The sequence below is a fragment of the Synergistes jonesii genome (genome assembly GCF_000712295.1).
In the GTDB taxonomy this organism is placed as follows: domain Bacteria; phylum Synergistota; class Synergistia; order Synergistales; family Synergistaceae; genus Synergistes; species Synergistes jonesii.
In genome coordinates this window covers 28,835-53,958 of sequence record NZ_JMKI01000035.1, presented here as the reverse complement: position 1 = coordinate 53,958, position 25,124 = coordinate 28,835, and the positions used below count along the sequence as shown (strand labels likewise).

20 protein-coding genes are annotated in these 25,124 nt (G+C 54.9%); 12 read left to right on the top strand and 8 right to left on the bottom strand.

Going from position 1 to position 25,124, the window contains the following annotated elements; genetic code table 11:
* Window positions 1-131: 131 nt before the first annotated feature.
* The 3 genes from EH55_RS07880 to EH55_RS07870 are packed head-to-tail and all read left to right on the top strand — an operon-like array spanning window position 132 to window position 3,785.
* The gene (locus EH55_RS07880; protein WP_051682753.1) at window positions 132-1,013 is read left to right on the top strand and encodes an FAD binding domain-containing protein; all 882 of its coding nucleotides are present in this window, start codon (window positions 132-134) and stop codon (window positions 1,011-1,013) included.
* A gap of 4 nt (window positions 1,014-1,017) precedes the next feature.
* A complete protein-coding gene (locus EH55_RS07875; protein ID WP_037976510.1) occupies window positions 1,018-1,494 on the top strand; it encodes a (2Fe-2S)-binding protein in 477 nt (158 codons plus the stop codon).
* Window positions 1,495-1,499: 5 nt separating this feature from the next.
* Window positions 1,500-3,785, top strand: a complete 2,286-nt coding sequence (locus EH55_RS07870) for a xanthine dehydrogenase family protein molybdopterin-binding subunit (RefSeq protein WP_037976509.1) — start codon at window positions 1,500-1,502, stop codon at window positions 3,783-3,785.
* A 122-nt stretch (window positions 3,786-3,907) separates the two neighbouring features.
* On the opposite strand, the gene EH55_RS07865 is transcribed toward EH55_RS07870, so the two are convergent.
* The gene (locus tag EH55_RS07865) at window positions 3,908-5,068 is read right to left on the bottom strand and encodes an aminotransferase-like domain-containing protein (protein ID WP_037976508.1); all 1,161 of its coding nucleotides are present in this window, start codon (window positions 5,066-5,068) and stop codon (window positions 3,908-3,910) included.
* 95 nt (window positions 5,069-5,163) lie between these two features.
* Entirely contained in the window at window positions 5,164-6,306 is a 1,143-nt protein-coding gene (locus tag EH55_RS07860; protein WP_051682752.1) for an aminotransferase class I/II-fold pyridoxal phosphate-dependent enzyme, read from the bottom strand.
* A 483-nt stretch (window positions 6,307-6,789) separates the two neighbouring features.
* Here EH55_RS07860 and EH55_RS07855 point away from each other — a divergent pair, with 483 nt between their 5' ends.
* Entirely contained in the window at window positions 6,790-8,214 is a 1,425-nt protein-coding gene (locus EH55_RS07855; RefSeq protein WP_037976507.1) for a YfcC family protein, read from the top strand.
* Window positions 8,215-8,236: 22 nt separating this feature from the next.
* Window positions 8,237-9,430: a M20 metallopeptidase family protein gene (locus EH55_RS07850; protein WP_037976506.1), complete on the top strand. Its 1,194-nt coding sequence runs from the start codon at window positions 8,237-8,239 to the stop codon at window positions 9,428-9,430.
* Window positions 9,431-9,507: 77 nt separating this feature from the next.
* Here the strand turns inward: EH55_RS07850 and EH55_RS07845 are convergent, their stop codons facing one another.
* From EH55_RS07845 to EH55_RS07825, 5 genes are all read right to left on the bottom strand, one after another.
* Window positions 9,508-10,233, bottom strand: a complete 726-nt coding sequence (locus tag EH55_RS07845; protein WP_051682751.1) for an aspartate/glutamate racemase family protein — start codon at window positions 10,231-10,233, stop codon at window positions 9,508-9,510.
* A gap of 13 nt (window positions 10,234-10,246) precedes the next feature.
* On the bottom strand, window positions 10,247-10,504 hold the full coding sequence (locus EH55_RS07840) for a (2Fe-2S)-binding protein (RefSeq protein WP_037976502.1): 258 nt from the start codon (window positions 10,502-10,504) through the stop codon (window positions 10,247-10,249).
* A gap of 98 nt (window positions 10,505-10,602) precedes the next feature.
* On the bottom strand, window positions 10,603-11,955 hold the full coding sequence (locus EH55_RS07835) for a TRAP transporter large permease subunit (RefSeq protein WP_037976501.1): 1,353 nt from the start codon (window positions 11,953-11,955) through the stop codon (window positions 10,603-10,605).
* A 35-nt stretch (window positions 11,956-11,990) separates the two neighbouring features.
* Entirely contained in the window at window positions 11,991-12,395 is a 405-nt protein-coding gene (locus EH55_RS07830; RefSeq protein WP_037976500.1) for a PPC domain-containing DNA-binding protein, read from the bottom strand.
* Between the two features lie 115 nt (window positions 12,396-12,510).
* Window positions 12,511-13,686 carry an NAD(P)/FAD-dependent oxidoreductase gene (locus EH55_RS07825; RefSeq protein ID WP_037976499.1) on the bottom strand — a complete coding sequence of 392 codons (1,176 nt, stop codon included), beginning with the start codon at window positions 13,684-13,686 and terminating at the stop codon, window positions 12,511-12,513.
* Between the two features lie 483 nt (window positions 13,687-14,169).
* Between EH55_RS07825 and EH55_RS07820 the strand changes: the two genes are divergently transcribed.
* The 5 genes from EH55_RS07820 to EH55_RS07800 all read left to right on the top strand — a co-directional run bounded on the left by EH55_RS07820 (window position 14,170) and on the right by EH55_RS07800 (window position 20,108).
* A complete protein-coding gene (locus tag EH55_RS07820; protein WP_037976496.1) occupies window positions 14,170-14,883 on the top strand; it encodes an FCD domain-containing protein in 714 nt (237 codons plus the stop codon).
* A 259-nt stretch (window positions 14,884-15,142) separates the two neighbouring features.
* Window positions 15,143-16,852, top strand: a complete 1,710-nt coding sequence (locus EH55_RS07815; protein ID WP_037976495.1) for a thiamine pyrophosphate-binding protein — start codon at window positions 15,143-15,145, stop codon at window positions 16,850-16,852.
* Window positions 16,853-17,209: 357 nt separating this feature from the next.
* On the top strand, window positions 17,210-18,220 hold the full coding sequence (locus EH55_RS07810; protein ID WP_037976491.1) for a TRAP transporter substrate-binding protein: 1,011 nt from the start codon (window positions 17,210-17,212) through the stop codon (window positions 18,218-18,220).
* A gap of 117 nt (window positions 18,221-18,337) precedes the next feature.
* A complete protein-coding gene (locus tag EH55_RS07805; protein WP_160170737.1) occupies window positions 18,338-18,796 on the top strand; it encodes a TRAP transporter small permease subunit in 459 nt (152 codons plus the stop codon).
* A 10-nt stretch (window positions 18,797-18,806) separates the two neighbouring features.
* A complete protein-coding gene (locus tag EH55_RS07800; RefSeq protein ID WP_037976487.1) occupies window positions 18,807-20,108 on the top strand; it encodes a TRAP transporter large permease in 1,302 nt (433 codons plus the stop codon).
* A 125-nt stretch (window positions 20,109-20,233) separates the two neighbouring features.
* On the opposite strand, the gene ilvD is transcribed toward EH55_RS07800, so the two are convergent.
* On the bottom strand, window positions 20,234-21,925 hold the full coding sequence (gene ilvD / locus EH55_RS07795) for a dihydroxy-acid dehydratase (protein WP_037976486.1): 1,692 nt from the start codon (window positions 21,923-21,925) through the stop codon (window positions 20,234-20,236).
* Between the two features lie 474 nt (window positions 21,926-22,399).
* Here ilvD and EH55_RS07785 point away from each other — a divergent pair, with 474 nt between their 5' ends.
* Both EH55_RS07785 and EH55_RS07780 read left to right on the top strand, forming a co-directional pair.
* On the top strand, window positions 22,400-23,809 hold the full coding sequence (locus tag EH55_RS07785; RefSeq protein WP_051682750.1) for a YfcC family protein: 1,410 nt from the start codon (window positions 22,400-22,402) through the stop codon (window positions 23,807-23,809).
* Window positions 23,810-23,882: 73 nt separating this feature from the next.
* The gene (locus EH55_RS07780; RefSeq protein WP_160170736.1) at window positions 23,883-25,073 is read left to right on the top strand and encodes a M20 family metallopeptidase; all 1,191 of its coding nucleotides are present in this window, start codon (window positions 23,883-23,885) and stop codon (window positions 25,071-25,073) included.
* Window positions 25,074-25,124 lie beyond the last annotated feature (51 nt).

Genomic DNA, 25,124 nt, shown 5'->3' with positions numbered 1-25,124 from the left:
CTATCATTGCTAATTGAGCGGCTGTCTATGTACGCCATGTACATGGACAGCCGCTTTTTTGTTCGAATCCATTGGGCATTGCTGTACTGCCTATAAAAATTCTTGTGTGTTTATGAGGGGAGGAACGCATGATGAAGTATGTACTCGCTAAGTCTATCGGCGAAGCTTTGGGAGCGCTGGCTGACGCTCAGGGAAAGGGACGCGTTATATCCGGCGGCACGGATTTGACCATAGACATGGAAGAGGGGAAGATAAGTGCAGACGTTCTGATCGATGTAACACAGATCCCGGAAATGAAAGAGATACGCATCGAGGGCGACGAGCTTGTGATCGGCGCGTCGGCAACGCTGACGGAGATCACGCACAACCCCCTGGTGCGCAGGTATTTCTTGTCTCTGACAAAGGGAACCGGCTGCATTGGATCATTGCAAATACGCAATTCCGCCACTTTGACCGGAAATGTGGTCAGCGCGCAGCCAGCCGCCGACGGCGGCATGGCTGTAGCTCCTTTGAATCCGGCCTATGTGATTTCCAGAGAGGGTGCGGAAGATAAGAAATTAAATACGCAGGAGATGTACGCGGGCTTCGGCCGTACGGCCATCGATCCGCACAACGAGATGGTAAAAGAAATCCGTATCCCCCTGCCTAAGGAGAATGAGGCTTCTTCGTATGTCCGTCTGGAGCTTAGAAAGTCGTTGTCTCTGCCGATGCTGAACGTCGCGGCCATGGCCGGCGCGACAGGCGGCGAAGTGGACTGGGTGCGGATTACGATGGGACCGGTCGGCGTAGGGCCCGTTCGCGCCCGCCATGCTGAAGAATGGCTGGCTGGTAAAAAATTGAACTGGAAGAATATGGCGGAAGCCGGCAATATGGCGCTCCTTGACGCGAAGCCCAGAAGCAACCCTCTTCGCGGCAGCAGGGAATATCGTGAAGCGACGCTTCCGATCCTTGTCAGACGCGCGCTGGAAGATATTGCGACTCAGCTGGGTGTGAAATATGAGAAGGAGGGGTAAGAGTATGCGCGAGAAGATTTCATTTACGCTGAACGGCGTTTTTATGGAAACGGATGTGGATCCGGATATGCGGCTTGCTGATTTCCTGCGCGACGAGCTGCATCTGATAGGGACCAAGATCGGCTGCAAACGCGGCGAGTGCGGCGCCTGTACGGTTATTTTCAACGGCAAGGCGGTTACGAGTTGTCTCGTTCCGGTAATGCGCGCGGATGGCGCGGTTATAGAAACAATCGAAGGTCTGGCTGAGGGGGACAAGCTTCACCCGATTCAGGAAGAGTTTATTAATCATGGCGCAGTCCAGTGTGGTTTCTGCACACCGGGCATGATCATGTCGGCTAAGGCGCTTCTGGATGAGAATCCAAACCCGACGCCTACTGAAGTGCGTGAAGCGTTGGGTGGAAATATATGCCGCTGCACAGGCTATAAGAAAATCCAAGAAGCTGTTCTCGCCGCAGCAGAGCGTATGCGGAAAGGATGGTAACGGATATGACAACATATGTAGGTGAAAGTATTCCCCGCAACGATGGTTACGACAAGGTCACCGGCTGCGGAAAGTTTACCGCGGATATCTATCTTCCTCACATGCTTTACGCTAAGGCTGTCCGGAGCCCTTACGCACATGCTAAGGTCCTCTCCATCGACACCAGCAAGGCGGAAGCGCTTCACGGCGTAAAAGCGATCATCACCTGGGAGAACACGAAGCACATCCCTTTTAATACCAGTGCTACGATGGTTACCACGAATCCGCCTGAGGAGCCGATCCGCGACCAATATATCGTCACGAACGAACCCCTTTACATCGGCGACGAGGTCGCCGCGGTCGCCGCAACGAGCGAAGCGATCGCAGAGCAGGCTGTGAAGCTGATCAGGGTAGAATATGAGGAACTGCCGGCGGTCTACGATCCTCTTGAGGCCATCAAGCCCGAGGCTGTCACGCTTCATCCGGAGATCGGCAAGACCGAAGTAAACAATGCCTGCGGGGTCGTCGTGCATATAGACGTTTTCCAGGGCGATTTGGAAGAGCATTTCAAGAATTGCGATCACGTTGTAGAAACGGACATTGAGTTGCCTCGTGTTAAACAGTGTCAGATGGAGACCCACGGCGCCGTCGCGGATTATAAGAACGGCCGCCTGGATGTCTGGTGCACGACGCAGACGCCGCATCCTACCAAAATGATTCTAGCTTATGCGCTTGACATGCCGGAGAGCAAGGTGCACGTTCAGAACCCGCCTTACGTAGGCGGGGGCTTCGGCGTACGAATCGGTATTTCGGGTAAGGCAGAAATCATCGCTGCGGCTCTTGCCGTAGAGGCGCATGCGCCTGTCAAATTTATCTATACGCGTGCGGAAGATATGCTTTGCTCCGATACGCGCCATGGCGGATATCTGCATTGCCGTCTGGGCGCGGATAAAAACGGCAAGTTCATGGCGATGGATACGACGGCCTGGCTCAACACCGGCGCGTATGCAACTTTTGGCATCGAGCTGCTGGGCGTCTGCGGCGCCTGCGGCACGCAGGGCACGTATTATATTCCGGCAAATCGTTACACGGGTTATCCGGTTTATACTAATCAGGAAACGGCCGGCGCTTTCCGCGGATTTGGCACGCCGCAGGGTACGGCGATCGTTGAGGCCGCCGTTGATAAAATGGCTCAGGTATTGGGCATGGATCCGATCGAGCTGCGCCACCTGAATACGCGTCGGGAAGAGAATCCTCTTGGATTCTGGCCCTTCCCGGTCGGCTCCATCGGAGTGGACGAGTGTCTGGACCGCGCGGCTCTTGCGATCGGATGGAAGGAGAAGCGCGGCAGGAAGCAGAGCGGAAACATCCGCCGCGGCGTCGGCATCGCCTGCGGGACGCACGTTTCTAATGCGGCTCCCTTCTGTGTCGACTACAACGCGATCGTTATGCGTTTAGAGCAGGATGGCTCGCTGTTCGTCTCTTCGGGTATTCCGGAGATCGGCCCGGGATCGACGACAGCTCTTATGCAGGTTGCCTGTGACCTCGTCGGCGTTCCGTTCGAATCGGCTACGATGCAGTTCGGAGATACTGCCGCCGGCCCCTTCGATATCGGTTCTCACGCGACAAGAACGCTTTATACGGTCGGCTATGTTATGAGTTGTGCGGCTAAGAAGCTTCGTGCGGATATCTTCGGCTTCGCATCTAAGATGATGGAAGTTCCGGCTGAAGAGCTGGATTTAAAGGATGGTATCGTTTTTGGCGGAGGGAAGGAGATGACGATTAAGAAACTTGCTTACCAGGCTCACCTTCGGGGACATCAATTTATTGCAAGTGAATGTCAGATTCCTCCGAACAGTCTGCCTTGGTTTGCGCAGGCCGCCGAAGTCGAGGTCGATATGGAGCTTGGCCTTGTAAAGGTCCTGAAGGTCGCCGCTGCGCATGACGTCGGTCAGGTTGTAAACCCGGTCCTTTGCGAAAGCCAGGTTGAAGGCGGCGTTGCCCAGGGTGTCGGCTACGCGACCCGTGAGGAGATGACTTACGTCGAGGGCAAAGGCTTCTATAATGACGGCTTCCATAAATATATGCTGCCGACGGCGGATGATATTTGTGAGATCGAGACGATTCTTGTGGAGAGCCGAGATCCTTACGGCGTCTATGGCATTAAGGGCATCGGAGAGTGCGGCGTTAACCCGACGCTCCCCGCTATTTTGTCGGCCGTTGAGGATGCGACAGGAGTCCGATTCGAGGCTTGCCCGCTCGTGCCTGGCCGTGTGCTTTCCGGACTTAAGAAGGCTGGGTTGGTGAAGTAGATTAGTAGATTCTATAAGAGACGTATGGACAGCGAAGAAAAACGCTGCTTCTGCGTTTTTTGCGAGTCGGCTGGCTGTAGCGTGCGATACACGCGGCGCGCCAGCCGACTCGGATTCAGAGTCTAAAGTACCGAGGCGAGCCTTTTGATGCCGTCGCGGATCATTTCGTCGGTGGAGTTCGTGTAATTGAGCCTGAAGGTGTTCACGTCGTGTTTGTCGACGTAAAAAGGATCCCCGGGAACAAACGCGACCTTCTTTTCCATCGCCTTGTGGAAGAGCGCGAGCGCCGACTGCCCTTCCGGGAGCGTCACCCAGATGAACATTCCGCCTTCCGGCTCCGTGTATCTCACGTGAGGCGGGAAGAATTCCCTCATCGCGGAGAGCATCGAGTCGGACTGTTCCCTGTAGAGCGCCGTTATCTTGTCGACGTGCTTCTGGTATTCGTTATGCGCGAGGTAATCCGCGATCATGTACTGCGAGAAGATGTTAGTGTGCAGGTCGCTCGACTGTTTCGCGGTGACGAGGTGCCCCATAAGCTCCTCGTCCTGCGTGATTATGTAGCCAAGCCGCATGCCGGGCGTGACCGTCTTTGAAAAGGTGCCGAGCAGCACGCTGTGCGCTAGCTTGCCCGCGCCGATGTAGGGCAGCTTCTTTCCCTTGAAGCGCAGTTCGCCGTAGGGGTCGTCTTCTACAAGCACGGTGTCGTATTTGTCGAAGAGTTTGCAGATCGCTTCGCGGCGCTCCTGCGTGTATGTGAGTCCGGAGGGGTTCTGGAAGTTCGGAACGAGATAGGCGAACTTCGCGCCCGCTTTCAACGCGTTTTCCAGCTCTTCGAGGTTGAGTCCCTCATGTTCGAGCGTTACCGGCATGAACTGCGGCTCGAACATGCAGAACGCCTGTATCGCGCCGAGGTAGCCGGGCTCTTCGACGATGACCTTGTCTCCGTTGTTGAGCAGAGCTTTCGCGATGAGGTCGAGCGCCTGCTGCGAGCCCGTTGTGATCAAAACGTCGGCCGGCTTGATATTAAGCCCGAAATTTTTGTTGTACTTGTCGGCGACGAACTGGCGGAGCGGCAGGTACCCCTCCGTCGTTGAGTACTGAAATACTTTCGCGCCGTAATTGTCGATGATGTTGCAGGCCGATTCTTTCAGAGCTTCCTGCGGGAAGGAAATGGGGTTCGGCAGGCCGCCGGCGAAAGATGTTACCGACGGATCTTCCGTGACTTTCAGTATGTCGCGGATAAACGATGACGGCGTAGCTAAGATTCTCCTTGAGTAGCGCATGGCGCATCACTCTCCTTTAGGCTTTCTTTCCGTATTATCAAGCCGCGCCGCGGAACAAGCCCGCGGCGCGGCTCGTTTTTAAATTGATCGCGGCGTTACTTTTCTTTTGCTTCCGCTTCCGCCGTGCGCACCTCGTCGACGATATCCGAGAATACCGCGAGAGCCTGCGCGAAGTCGCGGCGGCCGAGTCCGACGCGGAAATGGTTTGTGTCTAAGCCGTAGGCGCGCTCTCCTACGATGAGCAGATCCTTTTCTTCCATCGCCTTTTCGCACATCTCTGTGACGTCGAAGGGCGGCAACAGGCGCGGGAAGGCGGTCGCGCCTCCGTTCGGCTGCACCCACTGGAAGAGGTCCCTGTTCTTTTTGAAAAAGGCCTCGGCGATGCTCAGATTTTCGAGGACGATCTTATGGTTGCGCTGCAACAGGTCCGCCGCGTTCCTCATGGCGATCGTCGCGAGCACTTCGCCCGGCGCGTTGTTACAAAGCGTGGTATAGTCTTTGTAGGCCGCGCACTCTTCGATTATCTGGCGGCTCTTCGAGACGAGCCAGCCCATGCGCGTTCCCGGCAGTCCGTATTTATTGAGGCCGCCTATGACGACGGCGCGGTGATATATGTCCGCAAGCGACGGAATGGCGGCCGCGGGGTCGTGCTCCATGCCTCTGTAGGTCTCTTCGTTGAAGACCCACGTGCCGTTGCGGTCCGCGAGGTTGAGTATCCTGTCGAGCTCTGTGCGCACTGGGATATATCCGGTCGGGTTGTTTGGGATGTTCAGAACGAGAAGCTTCGTCTTCGGCGTGATGTTTTCCGCGAGGAAGTTCACGTCGAGGCGCCAGCCCCAGCTCGTCACTTCGAGCGGCCATTTTATCACCCTGCAGCCGAGCGCGCGCGGCAGCTCGTAGAGCGAAGGCAGCGTCGGGTGCATGACGATGACCTCGTCGCCCTCGTCGAGCATATTGTTCATGAAAATGAAAATGCCCTCTTCCGGCGTCAGCTCAAGGATGTCGGAAGGGCGTATGGAGGTGTAACGCGTCGTTATGGCCTCGCGCAGCGGGCGGAAGCCTTCGGGGCGCGTATAGCCGAGGCTGAGGTTGTCCCAGAGTTTTTTGCACTCCGGGTCGGCCATGTCGAGAACCTCCTGCATCGTGCAGCCCTCGCAGGAGGACTGGCTCAGCATATACTTCGCCTTTTCCGCGTAACGGGCAAAGAGCCTTTCGAGCTTGAACGTTTTGATCCTCATAAAAGTTGCTCCTTTCGCTTATCGTCTGCAAATCACAAGCCCAATATCGTATCTGTACAGTATAACCTCTTTTTTGAAAGCTGTAATCCCTTTTGCAAAATTATTTTTCGCTGGTTGATCACAAAATGAAGTTGCGCAGACGGTTAGAAGCTGCACAGTGAAAAAGATCCACAGCGAATCTCCGGTAGAATTATTTCGCCAAAAACAAAAGCTACGGAGGCAATCGCCACGAATCAGAAATATTTTATCTGTCATTTAGATGGCCACCTTGCAAGGTATTTATTTTTGACAGATGCTTTATGGAGCATACCGTATGTGCTGTCAAACTGAGGTGTTATAGGATAGAATGTTCTATTAGGGAAGACGAAGCCGTCTGCCTTGGGCGCACGCGCTTTGACCGGCGTTGTTCCTATTCTTGCATTCGCAAGTGTGGAATGTCAAAGAGCCGCGTCCGATATTATTTTTTACGTAGGAGGAGTTCAAATGTCAGTAAACTCGGAATCTGTCGCAAAGAAAATCAAAGAGCTGCCCCACATTTTTGTGATCCTCTTTTGCGTGATTGTTTTATCGGCCATTGCCACTTATATCATCCCGGCAGGACAATACACCAGGGTTATGGATGAGGGTATCAAGAGGATGGTGATCGATCCGACCTCTTTCAGATATATACCGAATACCCCCGTAGGCCCATTTGCAATGTTCGTCGCCATAGAGTTGGGGCTGATCGAGGCAGCCAATATCACCTTTCTCATTTTTGCCGCTTTTTCGTGCCTGTATCTGATGGAAAAGACGGGGGCTGTTGACGCTAGCATTGCCCTTATGGTAAACAAAACTAAAAAAAATCCCAAGTTTTCGATCGGGCTGATCGTCGTGCTGATGATAATTCTTGCTGTCTGGGGGTCGACCGGAACGCTGTCGTACGAGGAGATCATCGCTTTCGCGCCGATCTTTGTGGCCCTCAGCATCGCCCTTGGCTACGATGCGATCACCGGCGTGGCGATCTCCGTCGTTCCCGTGGGAATAGGGTTCGCCTCCGCGACCGTCAACCCCTTCACTATAGGCGTAGCGCAGACCATCGCGGAGCTTCCCGTGTTTTCCGGCCTTGGCTATCGCTGTGCCGTGCTTGTCGTCATGACGACGTTCACTATCGTATACGTTATGCGTTACGCAAGCATGGTAAAGAAAGATCCCTCTAAAAGCCTCGTGAGCGGGATCGACTACTCTGATTTCACCATTGACGACGCGAGGATGAGCACGCCGTTTACTTTTCAGCGCAAGCTTTCGATGCTCACGCTGTTTGTCGGCGTATGTGTAATGGGTTACGGTCTGATTTTCCTGAAATGGTATATCAACCAGGTCGCGGCGATATTCATGATCGTCTCCGTAATTGTTGGAATAATAAACCGCTGGAGCGCCAACCGTATCGCCAATACTCTCTGCGAGGGACTGTCGAAGGGGGTACTCGCCGCGCTGATAGTCGGGGTGGCCAGAGGCATACTCGTTGTGATCACGCAGGGCAACATCCTTGATACGATAATCCATAGCTGCGTCGGCGTCCTGCAGCACCTTTCGCTGCATGTGAGCGCCATCGGCATGTTGGTGTTCCAAAATTTACTGAACTTTTTGATCCCTTCCGGCTCGGGGCAGGCCGCCGTCTCCATGCCGATAATGACCCCCATTGCGGACTTAATCCATATGAACAGGCAGATCGCCGTGCTCATCTTCCAGTTTGGAGACGGTTTTTCCAACTTGCTCTGGCCCACAAGCTTCATGGTGATAGTCTGCGCTATGGTGAGGATACCGCTTTCGCGATACTACAGATGGATCATCCCGTTCTACGCCATCTGCTTCCTGCTCCAGGCGGCGTTCATTCTCGGCGCGGTCGCGATAAACTACGGCCCGTTCTAAACTCCCCTTGGCGGTGAAGGCTATGTTGACGTCGGAAAAGATAAAGGCGCAAATAAGTTTGTACGCAGACAGGATCGTTTCTTTCAGAAGGCAGCTGCATATGCACCCTGAAACAGGCTTCGAGACTAAGGAGACCGAAGCGTATATAAAACAATTCCTCATTGCGGAGGGGATCGACGTGCTCGAATCCACCGTCGGCGTGTTGGGCATGATCCGCGGCGGATGTGCCGGCGACGGACGCTGCTCCGCGCTGCGGGCTGATATCGACGCGCTGCCGCTTGCGGAGGAGAATGACGTCGCCTACAGATCTCAAGTCGAGGGAAAAATGCATGCCTGCGGCCACGACGGGCATACGGCAATGCTCATGGGTGCCGCCCATGTTTTGCATCAAAACAGGCACGAGCTGTGCGGCGACGTCGTACTGCTCTTCCAGCCGGCGGAAGAGGGGCCGTTTCCAGGAGGCGCCAAAATAATGCTGGAGGATTTAGAATCGCTGGGGCTGGCGAAAAACATAAGGGCCATCTCGGCGCTGCACCTTACCACGGAATATAGCTGCGGCAAGATCGCCGTAGGGTATGGCTCGATGATGGCCTCTACGGATGAGTTTGACATCGAGATCATAGGAGTGGGCGGTCATGTAGGTCTACCTCATAGGACTGTAGACGCCCTCTCTGTAGCGGCCAAGTTCATAACGGGAATGGAGAGTTTCATGTCAAAGCGAATAGACCCCTTCGACTCGTCAGTTTTTGCCGTCGGCATGCTGAACGCCGGCTCTGCGCGCAACATAATTCCCGAAAAGGCGTCGATTTCCGGAGGGGTGCGCTGTCAGCGTGAAGAAACAAGGGCCTTTGTGCTGGAAGGCGCCGAAAAACTCTTAAAGGCCCTGTGCAGCTGCTCCGGTGCTTCGTACAAGATGAATATTCGGCGCGGCCTTCCGGTTTTGATCAACGACACGGAAAAAAGCAGGCAGATGGAGCTCTGTGCCCGAGAGCTGGTGGGAGCGGATAATGTGATCCAACTCAAGTATTCCAACATGGGAGCCGAGGATTTTGCCTTCTTGGCTGAAAAAATTCCCGCTGTTTTCGTCTGGATAGGGGCTCGGAACGAGGAGAAAGGTTTTACCAATATGATGCACAGCCCCCGGTTCGACATAGACGAGGGTGCTTTGTCAGTAGGCGCTTCGCTGCTATGTAAGGCCGCGGTCTCCATCCGCTGATATACTTTGCGTTTGAAGCCGATAAGCAGCCGAGCTGACTTCCGCTGCCCTTCCGCACGGCGCGGGAGAGTTGTCGATTACATGGATTTCGGCACTGCGCCGTACACGAATTTTGTCAGGTCCGTTATGTCGAATACCGGTAGGCCGGTCGCTTCGCGGATGTCGTCCGCATAGGGCGGCATGTTGGTGCATTCCAGCACGATGGCGCGCACGTCGGGATTCTCTCTGCACATTTTCCTGGCGGTGGCCATGTGGTCGGCGCGTGCGCCGTCGACGTCGAGCTCACAGGTATTCTCGCGTATCGGTCTTGCAAAGTGCGGGGAATCCTCCATGCCGTAAACGACCTTTGGGATATTCTCTATGCCGGCGCCGCGGAAATGGCGCTCCGTCAGCAGTTTGCCGTTGAAGGTCATGATCCCTATTTTGCTGTCCTCCGGCAACATTGAATAAACAAGCGGGACTATCAGCAGCGCCGAAGTAAATACCGGCACGGAAAGAGCCTCGGCCAGCTCTCGCTGAAATATGGCCAGAAAACCGCAGCTCGTAGTTATCGCTTGCGCGCCCTGAGCGATCAACTCCTTAGCGCCGTAGATAAAGGGATTCAGCAGTGTCGGGTCTCCTTCGCTCACCACCCTTTGGACCGACGCGCCTCTGACGAGCTTGTAGAGAACGGGGAAGTCCCATGTAAGGGCGTTGCCGATCTCGCCGGGGATGCGCGGGAAATCAGTGTCAAGCATCAGTATCCCCAGTGAAAAACCGTAGATGTTCCTGCCTCCGCGGGCAATGCCGGTAAATCTTTTCATAGCTGTCATCCGCCTACGCCAAGAGTTTTATTTTCACTGGTTTAACTGGTGGTCTCATCGTCCCAGGGGACAGTTCGGCGACGGGTTTGCCGGTCGCCTTAGCTATCTCGCGCAGTATGATGTCGCGGCAGCCGCGTCCCTGACAGGGGCCCATGCCGACGCGAAGCTCTCTCTTGAGCTCGTCGAATGTGTCATAGCCGCGCGCTATCCACTCGCGTATAGTGTCTATCTCTATTTCTTCGCAGCGGCATATCACGTTTGCTTTCGCCATTTCAGCACACCACCTTCGAAGGAGGACGCAACTTCCCGACCGCGGCTGTAACCCAGGATCGGGGGCTCCCAATCAGTTTCATTGCGGTTGTCCCTTAGCTATATGTAGAGGAAAAGCATTCCGACAAGCACCATGTATAGGCTGAGAGGGAAGTAGCCCATCATGCTCTTAATCGGGTCGACTTTTTTGTTGAGTATGCCGCCGACGAGCGCGCAGACGACAAGCGCTGTGATGCTGGTAGGAGGGAAACCCTGCGCGCCTGATGCAATGTGAGCGGCTGCGACCGCAACTTTTTCAGGCGCGAGCCCAATGTTTACTAACGCGGGTGCAAGCCACGAGAAAATTGTGTTCTGTGCCGTCGACTGTGAGCCGGTAAGCGTAGCAACGACGATCATTGCGAGAGAACCCCCTATTTTCAGCGCATCAGGCGAAAGCTTTGTTGCAAATTCATTAACTGCGTCAATTTGTCCCGCTGTGTAGAATGATCCAAGGAGCAGCGCGGACCCCATGAAAACTCTGAGTCCTGGGACTGCGTTCAAAATGCCTCTTTTGATTATATGACCGCCGTTTTGTCTCACACTCTTATATGCGAATGAGATAATCGTTGCGGATATGAGGAATGTTACGATGTAGTTCGCAATACCTTTTATAATCGTGATGCCGCTCAGAAATTTTACAAGCGGGCCTGCAATGAGGTTGACGACGTTGATTCTCCAAACGGTATTCACTATGACCATGAGAATGAGCGCAAGAAGTGGAATGAAGGAAAGCCATTTGCCCTTCATCATGTCTGACAGCGAGCCTTTCGGTATCATGTTTTCCGGTAGTTCTTTGATTTTGACAAAACGGGCGCAGAGGTAGAATGTAACTAAAATGATACCGATGCTTATTGTAATGTAGGTGTAGTTGCAAGGAACATTAACGTCGACGCCGACAAGCGAAGATGAAAGGAATATTGCCTGCGTGATGGGCGGCATTATCGAGCCGAGCATGGCGCCCGATGTGATGATCGCGACGATGCCTTCCGGCTCGATTTTCAAGTCTTCAAGAGATTTGATGACCAAGATGCCGATAACCGTCGCGCTTGCGACCGCGTCGCCGAGCAGGGAGCCGGCTATTCCGAGAGCGATTACAGTTGCGACGACAATGCCTTTCGGCGATTTTCCGAACATGCTTCTAAGAAGCGTCAAGACGGAGTCAAGAGTTTTTAGCTCTGTCTGTGTCTCGGCGTAGATACTGCCGAAAAGGCCGAGTGCAATAATCCATGCGAGCTTGTCAAGGCCGAGTATCCACGCTTTTATCCACTCCACGGGATTGTAGACTTTCCCCATAAGAAGCGCGACGAATCCCGCTATCATCAGACACCACATTACATTTCCTCTGACAAGAGGCAGTTTTTTGCAGAGAATAAGAAATATAAGCAAACAAATTGGCACGATAACTATTATCATTGTTTATCTCCTTTATGGATTTTGTCAAATGGGGGTTAATCACATTCGAGCATAACTACCGTAAGTGCGCGCAGTACCTTTGCTTCGCGCAGGCTTCCTCCATTTACGACGGCGTCTGCCTCGTGCGAGCAGGACATATGAATATGGATTATGTAGTCCGACGCGGCGGTGTCGATAATTTCTTTCGGCAGGCTTTTTGCGGCTTCCGCTTTCGGTGTTATTTCTCCGATGAAAGAAACAACTTCGCATGGCGCTTCAATTTTTTTCTTACACAAAACTTTGAGATCGTAGGTGCCAGGATTTCCCAACATTACGTCATAGATTGAGCCGACTCCTGCGACAATTACCGCTCCTTTCCATTTTTTGTCCATCATGTACTCATGGAGAGCGGTCATTACGTCCTGATCTTTTGCGATTGTACAGATATGCATATTAGTCATAAAAATCCCTCCTCGTATAATTAAGTAGTACAAGAGAAGGCAAGAAGTTTCAGTTCTTGTACGATACGTGCAACACTGTGGACTGGTACCCCCTGTCTTTTGTGCGTCATCTCTTTCAATGCTTCTCTATTTTGCGGTCTATCGCGAACGGCGCCAGGTCGGCCTCCGTTTTGCCGTCGACGACCAGTTCGGCGATGCTCTTTCCGGTGATCGGCGTGTAGGCGATGCCGTCGCCCTCGTGGCCGGCAGCGATATAGAGGCCCCTGTACCCCGGCACGGCGCCCATGAAGGCTCTGCCGTCCGGCGTATACGGGCGCAGGCCGGCGAACGTGCGCACGATGCGAATCTCGTTCAGCGCCGGCACTATCCTCGCCGCGTGCTGCGTCACCGCCCTGATGCCGGCGATCGTCGTCGAACGATTCTCGCCCACGAACTCGCGCGTAGCCCCGATCAGCAGCCCGCCGCTCTCGGTCTGCTCAAGCGCCATGCCGACGCCGAGGCGCACCGATTCGTCGGAGGAATCCTCAAGCAGCTCCGGGTGATATTTGGCCGCGATGTACCTTGCGCAAAGCATTACACGATGAATCAGAGGATTGACCGGTTCGGTGATCGCGAGTTGCCCGCGGCGCGGCTTTATCGGCAGGTCGTAGCCGATCTGAGAAAAAAGTTCCGGCGCGCCGATGCTGTTGCAGACGACGACATTGTCCGCGTAGAGCCTCTCATCGCCGCAGCGGACGCCCTTCACCGCGCCATTCTCGATAAGGAAGCCCGTCGCCTTCGTCTGTTTGCGGATACGCAGTCCGAGGCGCTTGCCTGCGGTGATGAAGCCGTTGACAAGGTGCAGCGGGTTGACCTGCGCGTCGCGCGAACTGACCGTCGCGCCGACGATATGCTTCGCAAGCGCCGGTTCGATGCTGCGCGCCTCGTCGCCGTCGATCAGCGAAACGTCAAGCCCAAGGTCCTTCTGCTTAGACATAAATATCCTCATCGCCTCGAGCTCCGCTTCGCGCTCGATCACGACCATACCGCCGCAGTGACGGTAGCCGATGTCATAGGCGAGCTCCTCGGACAGCGTCCTGTAGAGCACCTCGGATGCCAGCGCCATCGTCAGGTGCGGCCCCGGGCTCTTTGATTGCAGAATGACGAAACCGTCGCACGCCGAAGAAGCGCCGCATCCGATAGTCTTTGCTTCGATCATCAGGACGGAAGCGCCCCTCTTCAGAATGTTGTAAGCCACCGCGGAACCTATGACTCCGGAGCCGACCACGACGACGTCTGCACATTTCTCCACTTGGTTCCCCTCCCTCTGGATCGCACGGCACAAAAAACAGATAAAGATAAAAATTCGATCAAAATGCCTGCGATACGCGATAATTGCCTTGATGTTGCCTACCTGCGTCCCCCTGTAACGTTCACGACGCAGGCCTTGCACGCGACGCATTTCGCAAAACACTACTAATTATTGATGAGTGATGCAAGTATAAGTTTCGTTAGGTTATTTGTCAATACTTTTCGCATAACTTTTTATGATATTTGTAATTTATATAAATTATCTTTAAAAAGTGCTCTAAATTAACGCGGTACTCTCGTATTTCCGGCAAAAAACGCGAGAACTCCCGCGGTTGACAAGGTCGGGCCTGCCCTGGGCGCTCGGCTGGAAGAATATTGTACTCGAATTTTTGTCTTGCGCGCTCTGAAGCGTATGTGTATGATATATTTGTGAGCGCCGCGCATCTGCGCGCTGCGCCATTGAATGGGCGCGGGAGTGTCGAGGATGAATATTCCAAGAGAAGACGAACTCATATATGAGGTGCTTTCCTATATGAAGGAAGAGGGGAAGGCGGTCGGTGCGGGGTCTGTGCAGCGCCGCCTCGAAACTCGCGGATATTTTATGGCGGAGGCTTCCGTCGGGCGTCTGCTGCGCGAGATGGAGTATCGCGGCCTGCTCGAGAAGGAAAGCAACCTCGGCCGTTCCATATCGCCGCAGGGGGAGGAGAAGCTGCGCGATCTGGACGTTGCGAGATGGCAGGGCAACTGGGCGCAGGAGTTCTTTAGCGGCAATGGCTCATCTGATAAGGAACACCTAACGGAACTGCTCATCGCCAGACGTCCGGTGGAGATCGAAGTGGCTCGGCTCGCCGCCAAGAACGCTACCAACGAGGAGATCGGCGAGCTACGCCGTATCGTGGATAAGCACGAGCAGATGGCGAAGGCCGGGAAAGCTGTCTCGCACCTCGACACCGAGTTTCACCAGTATCTAGCAAAGATAAGCCACAACTCTATACTTGAAGCGATCGTCGAACTTCTGCGCAAAAAAGAGGAGGACGCGACCAAGCTCGAAGGCATCAGGCGCCACGCCGGCAATATCAGCAACGACGAACACAGAAAGATTTTCGAAGCCGTCGAGCAGCACGACGTCGAGCTGGCTGTACTGGCTATGAAGAGGCATATAAGCAACCTTATGCACACGCTGAAAGAGAAAAAATAATTCGCCGGCGCAGATATGGCCAAAATCTATCCAAAATCAGAACAGGGCACAAGTTCTTACATTTCATATCAGGCGCAGACGACTTAAATTGGGCGGAGAAATTTGAAGCTCCCGCTTGACACGAACGTCTGCCTATGTATAATCTAATCATTATTGATGAGTGATATATTCAAAGGGCGCTTCTGCGCCCTTTGGAGAAAAAATTTTTCGCACAGACATACGCCAAGGCCGCGGCCGGGGCGTAAAAGGAGGCATATTTATGAAGTGCGGCAGGATTCTGTTGGAAATGCTGAAAAAATATGACGTCGAATATGTATTCGGCCTTCCGGGCGAGACGACTCTTCACTGGTACGATGAGTGGAAAAAATTCCCGGACATTGAACATGTGATGGTGCGCGACGAGCGCAACGCGGCCTTCATGGCCGACGGCTATGCGAAGGTCAGCGGAAAACCGGGCGTCTGTGAGGGGCCGAGCGTCGGCGCGCCGCATATGCTGCCCGGCATCGTCGAGTCGTTCAGCTCGTGTGTCCCGGTGATAGCAATCACCAGCGACATCCCACTCAACGGCGAGAAACATAACATACTGACCGGCGCCGACCAGACCTCCATGTTCAAGCCATTTGTAAAGGAGTCGCTGACGGTCTATAAAGCAACGGATATCCCCTTCATCGTCAGACGCGCGTTCCGCCTTGCGACCAGCGGGAGGCCCGGACCAGTGCACATCAGGCTGCCGCAGGACGTTCTCGGCGAAGACGCTGAAGCGGCCGACCTCTTCGCGCAGCCGGAGTTCGCGCATATCCCCGGCAAGCGCTGCGCGGCGGCCGCCGACGACGTCAAAAGGGCGATCGAGGCGCTGAAAGGCGCTGAGCGCGGCGTGATGATCTGCGGGCAGGGGGCCCTGTCGTCGCAGGCATGGGATGAGGTACGGGCCACGGCGGAGAAATTCGAGCTTGCAGTGCTCACGACGATAAACGCGAAGGGCGTCATCGCCGAGACGCATCCGCTCTCGGGCGGCGTCTGCGGCGCGCGCGGTGCTAACAGTTTTTCCAACGGCCTCGTCCTTGACGCGGATGTGGTTTTCTTTGTCGGTTCCAGCACCGATTCTGCCGGAACCTGGGGATGGAAGGTCCCGGCGAAGGATACGAAAGCGCAGATCGTTGAACTCAACGTCGGCGAGGGCGACCTGGGCAATAATTATGACGCCAAGGTCCTGATGCTCGGCGACGTCAAGGAGACTCTCGCCAAGCTGCTCGAATACAGCGGTAATTATAAAAAGGGAGCCGGCGCCTACACGGCGTCCATCGCCGCAAAGCGCGCCGCCTATGAGGAATCGCTTGCCGAGGGGCTTAAGGATTCGGCCGCCTTCCCATGCGACCCGCTCTATGTGATGGATCAGATCGCCGCGGCGATGCCGGAGGATTCTATCCTCGTCGTTGACCCGGGCATCTCGGCCGTCTACCCTGCCGGCTTCATCAAGATGAAGAAGGCGGGCCGCCGCTTCGTCTGCAACTTTGCGCAGGGCTCGCTCGGCTACGCCACCGCGGCTGCGATAGGAGCGGCGAAGGCGTCGCCCGGAAGCACGATCGTTCACATTACCGGCGACGGCAGCTTTGGCTTCTGCGCCGGCGAGTACGAGACGCTTGTGAGAACCGGCGCCGACGTAAAGGTGATTCTCGCGAACAACCGCAGCTTCGGCTGGATACGCGTCTCGAATTCCATGGCTTTCAACAATGAGCCCTTCGCGACTCAATTCGCCGAGCTCGACTATGTGACGCTGATGAAGGGCTTTGGCATACCGGCGGCCAGGGTAGACGGGCCGCTCCGCGTCGCCGACGCCCTGAAGGGGCTCTTCGCCGCAAAGGGGCCCGCGTTCCTCGAAATACCGTTCGAACCGGAGGACAAATGCGTGCCGCCAGTTCCGGGCTGGGCCGAGAAGGCGCGCAAAGCCGGCGGGAAAAACTTTTATTAGGGCGGCGGATGAGCTACGAGACGCCGTAGATGCAATATACAAAGGATTATGGTGTGTTTAGAAATCACCATTGGCCAACTAGGCTTCGTGCGGGTGCTCTCAGTTCCCGGGCTATAACGCTGGCTGGCAGATACTCTTTGGTTATTTATGTATCGACGGCGCTGCTTTGCCTGAAGAATAGTACGTAGTTAGAGGCGTTCTATGAAAGTTTTGTTCCGTTGTGGGAAAACTGTATTTCACAATGTTCTGTGATTTATTTTCTTAATATTGACAACGCTGGGATGTTTCCTATATTCTACATACAATTCATCTATGATGAATAGTAGTAGAATAATAATGATTTAAGGAGGCACTAAGATGATGTTTCGAAAGCAATTTTCAGCTGTTTTAATAACGTTTTTGCTTGTAGCGTTTTTCGCTACCGCAGCGGCGGCAAAGACCACCCTTATGGCTCTGACCGTCTGGAACGAAGAGAACTATCAGACACGAGGTCTTATGTTGATGGCAAAACGAGTCTCAGAGCTCACTAAAGGGGATTTGTCACTGCGCGTAGAATACGGCGGTTCTCTGGGATATAAGGGTGCCGAACTGCTTAACGCCGTTAATGACGGGCAGCTTGACATCGCCGAAATGGTCACATCCAATGTCGCTGGTGACGCGCCTGTGCTGGCATTGCGTACACTGCCGATGATGGTCGACAGTTGGCAGGAGGTAGAGCTCTTCGATAAGCTCGCGAAGCCTTACTATGAGAAAGTCCTCGACAGAAAAAATCAAAAATTGTTGCTGATATCGCCGTGGCCGTTTGGCGGACTGTGGAGCAAAAAGAAGGTGACTGACATCAAGGACATGCAAGGACTGAAGATACGCTCGTACGACAGGAACGGCGCGCTCTTTGCTGCCGCCTGTAAGGCACAGGCGCTGAATGTTCCTTATGCAGAGACCTATACCGGTCTTGCGACCGGACTTATAGACTCTACTATCACGTCGTCTATATCAGTCAGAGAGGGTAAGTTCTACGAAGTATGCAAATTCCATATGCCGATACGCTTCTCTACCGCTTCCAGCATCACCACTATCAACAGAAAAGTATGGGATAAGCTAACTCCTGATCAGCAGAAAGCCCTTATGACGGCAGCGGCGGAGTGCGAGAAGTTCCTGCGCGATGAAGTCAAGAGGGTAGTAGCTGAGAATGATGACTTCTGCTACCATAACGGCGTTACGAAGGTCGATGTATCCGGCACATATCACAATCAGCTCGTCGCGGCGGCCGGAATGGTAGCAAACGACTGGCTTGAGAGCAATAAAAAGGCGGCAGATGCCATCGAGCTTTACAATAAGTTCATGACGGAAAAGAAGAAACTTAAATAGATAATGCCGCTGGGGGAGGCGTCCGTCACAAGGAGACAGCCGCCCCCTTTTTAGGCTCTGAAGGGAATTGATTGAATCATGCAGCCTTTATTCAAGATCGTCGAAAAGGTGAACAAGTTGGCTGGCTGGTTGGCCGGCTTCTGTATCTGCGCTGCGGCAATCCTGATAGTCGCGGAGATAATCATCAGGAGCTGCTTTGCAAGTACTCTGTATGTCGCTGACGAGTTCACAGGCTATCTCATGGCAGCCAGCAGTATGCTGGGCCTTGGTTATGTCGAAGCTGTGCACGGACACATCAGGATGGACCTTGTAGATTTGTTGAGGGAAAAATTCCCTAAATTAATTCGGTCGCTTAACTATATAGCCTATATTGCGGCGATCATTGTAGCCTTGTATCTGACTTGGGTATCCTATAAGACCTTTGATCAATCTTTTGCTAACGGCAGTAGGTCAATGCAGATATCCGAAACGCTCCTCTGGATACCGCAGATATTCCTGCCGATTGGCTCGGCGCTGCTGCTGTTGCAGTATTGTGTAAATTTCGTGCTGTTCGCTTCAGGGCGCTCACAAAAGTAGGTGATTTTGTATGGAATGGCAGTCGTTGCTCACGGTCATACTTCTGCTTATGCTATTCCTTGGCTGCGGCGTCTGGATCGGCGTGTCTCTCTTTTTCACCAGCTGGCTTGTGCTGGCTATTTTTACCGACCTGCCTGTCATGCGCGTGCTGGGCAGTGTCATTTGGAACAACGTCAACAGCAGCAGCCTGATGGCTCTGCCGTTGTTTATAATGATGGGAGAGGTGTTGGCCAGGACAAAGATATCAGACGATCTTTTCGACGGGCTTACGCCGTGGGTCTCCGGTCTGCCTGGCGGTCTGCTGCACGTCAATGTCATAGCCTGCGCCATCTTTGCCGCTATAACTGGCTCGGTCAACGCCACGACAGCCACCGTCGGCAAAATCACGATACCCGAGTTCCGTCGCCGCGGCTACAGCGAGATGCTGTCGATCGGCAGCCTCACGAGCTCCGGCACTTTGGGTATTCTTATCCCCCCCAGCGTACCGATGCTGATCTACGGGGTCACGGCCAATTGTAGCATCGGCAGACTTTTTATAGCCGGTCTTGTGCCGGGTTTGCTGCTGATGCTGTTTTTCTGCGGTTACATCATGATAGCGTCGAAAGCTAAAGGCGAAAGCGGCGCAAGAATAAACAGTGAAAGGTACGGCTGGTGCGAGAAAATAAAGAGCACGCCTAAGATTTTTCCGGTAGTCGTACTGATAGGCTTCGTGCTCGGAAGCATATATGCTGGATGGACTACGCCTACAGAAGCGGCTGCGGTCGGCCTCACTGGCGCGCTGGTGCTTGCTATCGCTACGCGTTGCCTGACATGGAAGCTGTTCGCTGAGTGCCTTATGAGCGCGGTGCGCACGAATTGCATGGTGATGCTTATACTAATCGGTGCATCTTTCTTCTCGGTTGCGCTTGGCTTCCTGAACCTACCGCGCTGGATTAGCGAGTCAATAGTGACGCTGGGTGCTGGCAAATACACCGCCCTTGCACTTATGACAGTGGTTTATATCATTCTCGGCTGTCTCGTTGACGGCTACTCTATGATAGTAATGACGGTGCCGATGTTCCTGCCGCTTGCGAAGACCTATGGTCTGGATCCGATCTGGTTCGGCATCTTCGTTATTCTGCTCGTGCAGATCGCTAACATAACGCCGCCGATCGGTTTTAACCTCTTCTTGATGACAGGACTTGCCGAGCGCAGCATCGGTTTTATATCGCGCTCTGTGATGCCATTTATCCTGATAATAGTGGCCTTTGCATTCATAATGGCGGTATTCCCACAGGTCGTGATGTTCCTGCCGGATCTGATGGCGAACTGAAGCCCTAGCACAACTACATCAAGCGGGCGGGGCCTGTTTCATATGCTTCGCCCACTGTTTTTTAATCTGCCTCATATCCGCATGCTGCTGCATCGGCACAGTAAAACGTTGCCTGGGTTAGCTCTTTATACCCGTCTTTCGTCGACGACCCCGTCGTCTATCATTGCGCCCTCGTGCGCCTGCAGCGCGGTCTTTGCGTAGATGCCGAGTATGCCGCGCTCCCTTTTCTTCGGCAGCTTCCACTTCGCCAAGCGCGCGTTTATTTCTTCTTCGGGAACATCGAGGTCGAGCCGGCGTTTTTCAATATCGATGCTGACGATATCGCCCTCTTCTATAACTGCGATGGCCCCGCCAACTGCGGCTTCAGGGGAAATGTGTCCGATGGCCGCGCCCTCGGTGAAGCCGGAGAAGCGCCCGTCGGTCAGCACGAAGACGTCCTGTCCCATGCCGAGGCCGACGAGCGCGTCGGTCGTCATCATCATCTCGCGCATTCCGGGAGCGCCGCGCGGTCCCTCGTAGCGGATCACTACGACGTCGCCCTTTTTGATTTTTCCCGCGACGACGGCACCGTGCGCCTCTTCGTCCGAGTTGAAGACACGCGCGGGACCTGTGAATTTGCGCGCCTTTTCCGAGATCGTCGTAGTGCGGCAGATCGCGCCGTTCGGAGATATGTTGCCGCGCATTACGGCGATGCCGCCGTTTTTGAATACCGGATCGTCGGCTGAGGTCAGCGTTTCGCGGTCGGAGGAGCGGCACAGCTCAGCGAGCTCCCCGATCGTCCGGCCTGATACGGTGACGCATTCCCCATGCAGATAATCCTTCAGCTCTCCAAGCACCGCCGGAACGCCGCCGGCGTTGTAGAGGTCTATCACAGTCGCGCGCCCGGTCGGGATCACGCGGCTTATGACGGGGATCTCGCGCGATAGCCTGTCGAAGTCGTCAAGTGTCAGCTCGACGCCGACTTCGCGTGCGAAGGAGAGCAGGTGCAGCACGGCGTTCGTCGAGCCGGCGAGCGCGAGGGTGATTATAACGCCGTTCAGCAGCGCTTCGCGCGTCAGTATATCCCTCGGGGTCACGCCTTCCCTCACGAGCTCGACGATTCTGCGCCCGCTCTGCGTCGCATAGCGCTCTTTTTCGGCGTATACGGCAGGTGCCGTCGAGGATCCGGGCAGAGCCATGCCGAGCCCCTCGGCGAGTATCTGCATCGTGTTCGCCGTGCCCATAAGCGAGCAGGCGCCGGGACCAGGGCATACGTGATCCTCAAGGTAACGAATCTTTTCCTCCACTTCGCTGCCGGCGTAGCCGGCGCCGAAAACGAGCTGGTCAAGCTCGCTCATCACGACGCTGCGCCCGCCGCTTTTGCAGACCTCCTGCGGCCCGCCCGTCAGCATGATGCACGGAAGGCCGGAGCGTATGCCTCCTATCAGCACGCCGGGGATGATGCTGTCGCAGGAGGCGAGCAGGACGAGCCCGTCGAGCAGCTGGACGCCGGCCATTATTTCGACGGAGGAGGCTATCACGTCGCGAATCACGAGCTCGTAGCGGAATTGCGGCATCCCGATCGGCACTGCGCCGCAGGTCGCTATCGTGCCGAATTCGAACGGCGTGCCTCCCGCCTGAAGTATCCCGGCGCGCACGCGAGCGGCGAGGCGGTCTAAGTGGACGTGCCCGAGCCCAGCGTCGTTCGCGGTGTTGACGATGCCTATCAAAGGCTTCGAAAGGTCTGCGTCGTCGTAGCCGCAGCCTTTGTAGATCGCGCGGCGTGACGAAGAGCCGCGTCCTGAAAAAAGAGCGAGTTTCTTTGACCTGTATGTCATTGTGCCTGCCTCCTTCTTTCTTTTCCCGTAAGCGGCGTTTGCTGCGAACAGACCCGCGTTGCGCCCCATTATTTTTTATCACGCGGGTCTGCTCAGGGCTAACGCCCTTCATCCTAAAAATTTATGAAACGAATCTCTCCAGCGGCGCGGGCGTATATCGCGTCGATGTACCGCGCAAAATCCATCGTCGCAGGCTCCTCCCTGTCCCGTCGACTCGATAATATTATATGATAATTGACAAAAATCAGCTCCCCGGCAACAGACTCAGCCCTAAGGATCCTGAAGGTCCCGAAGCACCGCAAGACGAGCGGCGAGGTCGTCGAAGCGTCTCTTCCGGCGCCAGCCGGCTTTTATATATGAAATTTATTACATAAATATTTTTAAAATAGTTCATTTATTTATTGACAAATGAAAAGTAATTATGTAGCATTTAGATAAATGCTGTTATTTACATTTTTTAAGGAGGTGTGCGGAATGAGCGAGAAAAGACTCAAATTCAAGATGCCGCATGTATTCGTCCTGCTGATGCTTATCATAATGATCTGCGGAATTCTGTCGTACGTCGTGCCTGCGGGACAGTACCAGCGCGTGCATCTGGATCCCGCCGACGAGACGAGCAGGATGGTCATCGACCCGGCTTCGTTCAAATACGTTGACCAGACGCCCGTAAGCCTTATGACGGCGCTGTCCTCTCTGGCTGGAGGCATGTCTCAGGCGGCCGACATAATTTTCTTCATCTTTATCGTCGGCGGCTCCATTGCCGTACTGCAGAAGAGCGGGGCGCTTGAAGGCGGTCTCAGGAGGCTTGCCAAAGGAATGGCGGGCAGGGAAGTGGCTACGATTCCGGTCATCATGGTCTTGATCGTTACGATGACGGTTGTAATGGGCGCGTGCGAGGAATTTATTCCTGTGATTCCTATCATGGTCGCGCTTGCGCTCCGCGTGGGCTTCGACTCCATAACCGGCACGGCCATGATCATATGTTCGACGTCGACCGGCTTCGCCTGTTCCATCCTCAATCCTTTCAACGTAGGAGTGGCCCAGAGCATTTCGGAGCTGCCTCCCTACAGCGGATGGCAGTTCAGGGCGGTCATGCTGGCCGTCATGTTCGGCGTCACTATCTTTTTGGTGTGCCGTTACGCGCTGAAGGTAAAAAAGACGCCGCAGCTCAGCGCGATGTATGAATTCGACCGCACGAGAGAAGAGGTCGTCGAAGAAAACGAAGAGATGCCTTTCGGGACGAGGGAAAAATTGGTCATCGCCGTCTTCCTGGCGACTATCGTGATGCTGGTGGTCGGCGTGCTAAAGTTCGGATGGTATTTCAGCGAGATCGGGGCGCTCTTCCTGGGAATGTCGATCGTCATAGGAGTCGTCGCGAAAATGGGCTTGGACGGCTATGGACAGGCGCTGGCGGACGGCATGGCCGACATATGCAGCGGGGCGCTGGTGGTCGGTTTTGCGACCGGCATCCTCTACATCCTGAATCAGGGCAACATCCTTGACACGATTCTTCACGGAGCCGCGACTCTTCTTCAGGGGCTCCCTTCGCAGGCGTCGGCAGTCGGGATGTACGTCTTCCAGTGCCTGATGAACTACCTGATACCGTCCGGCTCGGGGCAGGCCGCCGTGACGATGCCGATACTCTCCCCTCTGTCGGACTTGGTCGGCGTCACCAGGCAGACTGCGGTCATTGCCTTCCAGCTCGGCGACGGCATATCCAACGCTATAACGCCTACTAGCGGGGTGCTGATGGCAAGCCTCGCTCTCGCGAAAATTCCGTGGGCGAAGTGGGCGAAGTGGTTCCTGCCCGTCATGATGATTCAGTACGCCATCGGGCTCGCTTTCGTCATAGCGGCGCAGTCTATCGGGCTCGGCCCGTTCTGATCTGAACTAACTATACGACACGGCGTATGCTCTTGCTGAACGCGGGAGCATACGCTTCAAAAGGTGGATGCGCATGGAACAGAACATTATGCAGAGAATAGATTCGGCGGTCGAACGCCTGAAGCCCGAGCTGACGGAGCTGACCCTGAAGATACATGACAATCCCGAGCTTGGCAAGGAGGAGCGCAAAGCCGTCGAATGGCAGCTGGCGCTTCTTCGGAAATACGGCTTCGACGTCGCGGAGAAATACTGCGGCATCGAAACGGCGTACCGTGCGGTCTACAAAGGCGCCAAGGCCGGGCCGAAAATAGCGCTGCTTGCCGAGTACGACGCGCTGCCGGGAATCGGACACGGCTGCGGGCATAACCTGATAGCCATGATGTCGGTTGGAGCGGGGATAGCGCTTGCGGAATTCGCGGACGAGTACGGGGCCGAAATAAACGTCTTCGGCACCCCGGCGGAGGAGACCGAGGGGGCGAAGGTCGTGATGTCTAAAATGGGAGCCTTCGACGAGATGGACGTAGCGATGATGTCGCATCCTTCGATGGAAAGCACAAGCTCTATCAACTCGATGGCGCTCTGCTGCCGCACCGTCGAATTCTTCGGCAAAACGTCGCACGCCGCCTCCGCTCCCGAGAACGGGCTCAACGCGCTGGACGCGATGATCAATTTCTTTAACCTCGTTAACGCGCTCAGACAACAGACCAAGCCGGACGTGAGGCTGCACGGCATAATCACCGACGGCGGCAAGGCTCCAAACATCATCCCGGACTATACGAGCGCGCTCTTCTACGTCAGGAGCAGCAAGGCGGCGGAGATCGCGCCGCTGCTCGACAGGGTCGAAGCCTGCGCCAAGGGCGCGGCGATCGGGACCGGCACCACGTATAAAATCACGCCCGCCGAAGTCGATTTTATGGACACGTGCAGCAACATGGCCCTCAACAGGCTTGCCTGCGATAACATGGAAGCGCTAGGCGTAAAGATGAAATGGCTCGGCGACGAAGCTCATATGGGCTCGTCGGACTTGGGCGACGTCAGCTACAGATGCCCGGCCATACAGCTCAACAGCGGTATGGGGCCGTTGTCGGACGGACGCGCTTATTCCGCCCATACGGCGGAATTCGCCGAGAAAGCGCGCAGCCGGGAGGCGATAGAGACGTCGTTCCTCTTTATCAGGGGGCTTGCGAAAACCGCCGTCGACCTGATGATGAAGCCCGAGCTCCTTGTCGAAATAAAAGAAGAGTTCGCCAAACTGAAAAGATGATCGCAGCGGCGTATCCGTAAAAAGCGGGTGAGCGGAAAAGTCCGCCCTCCC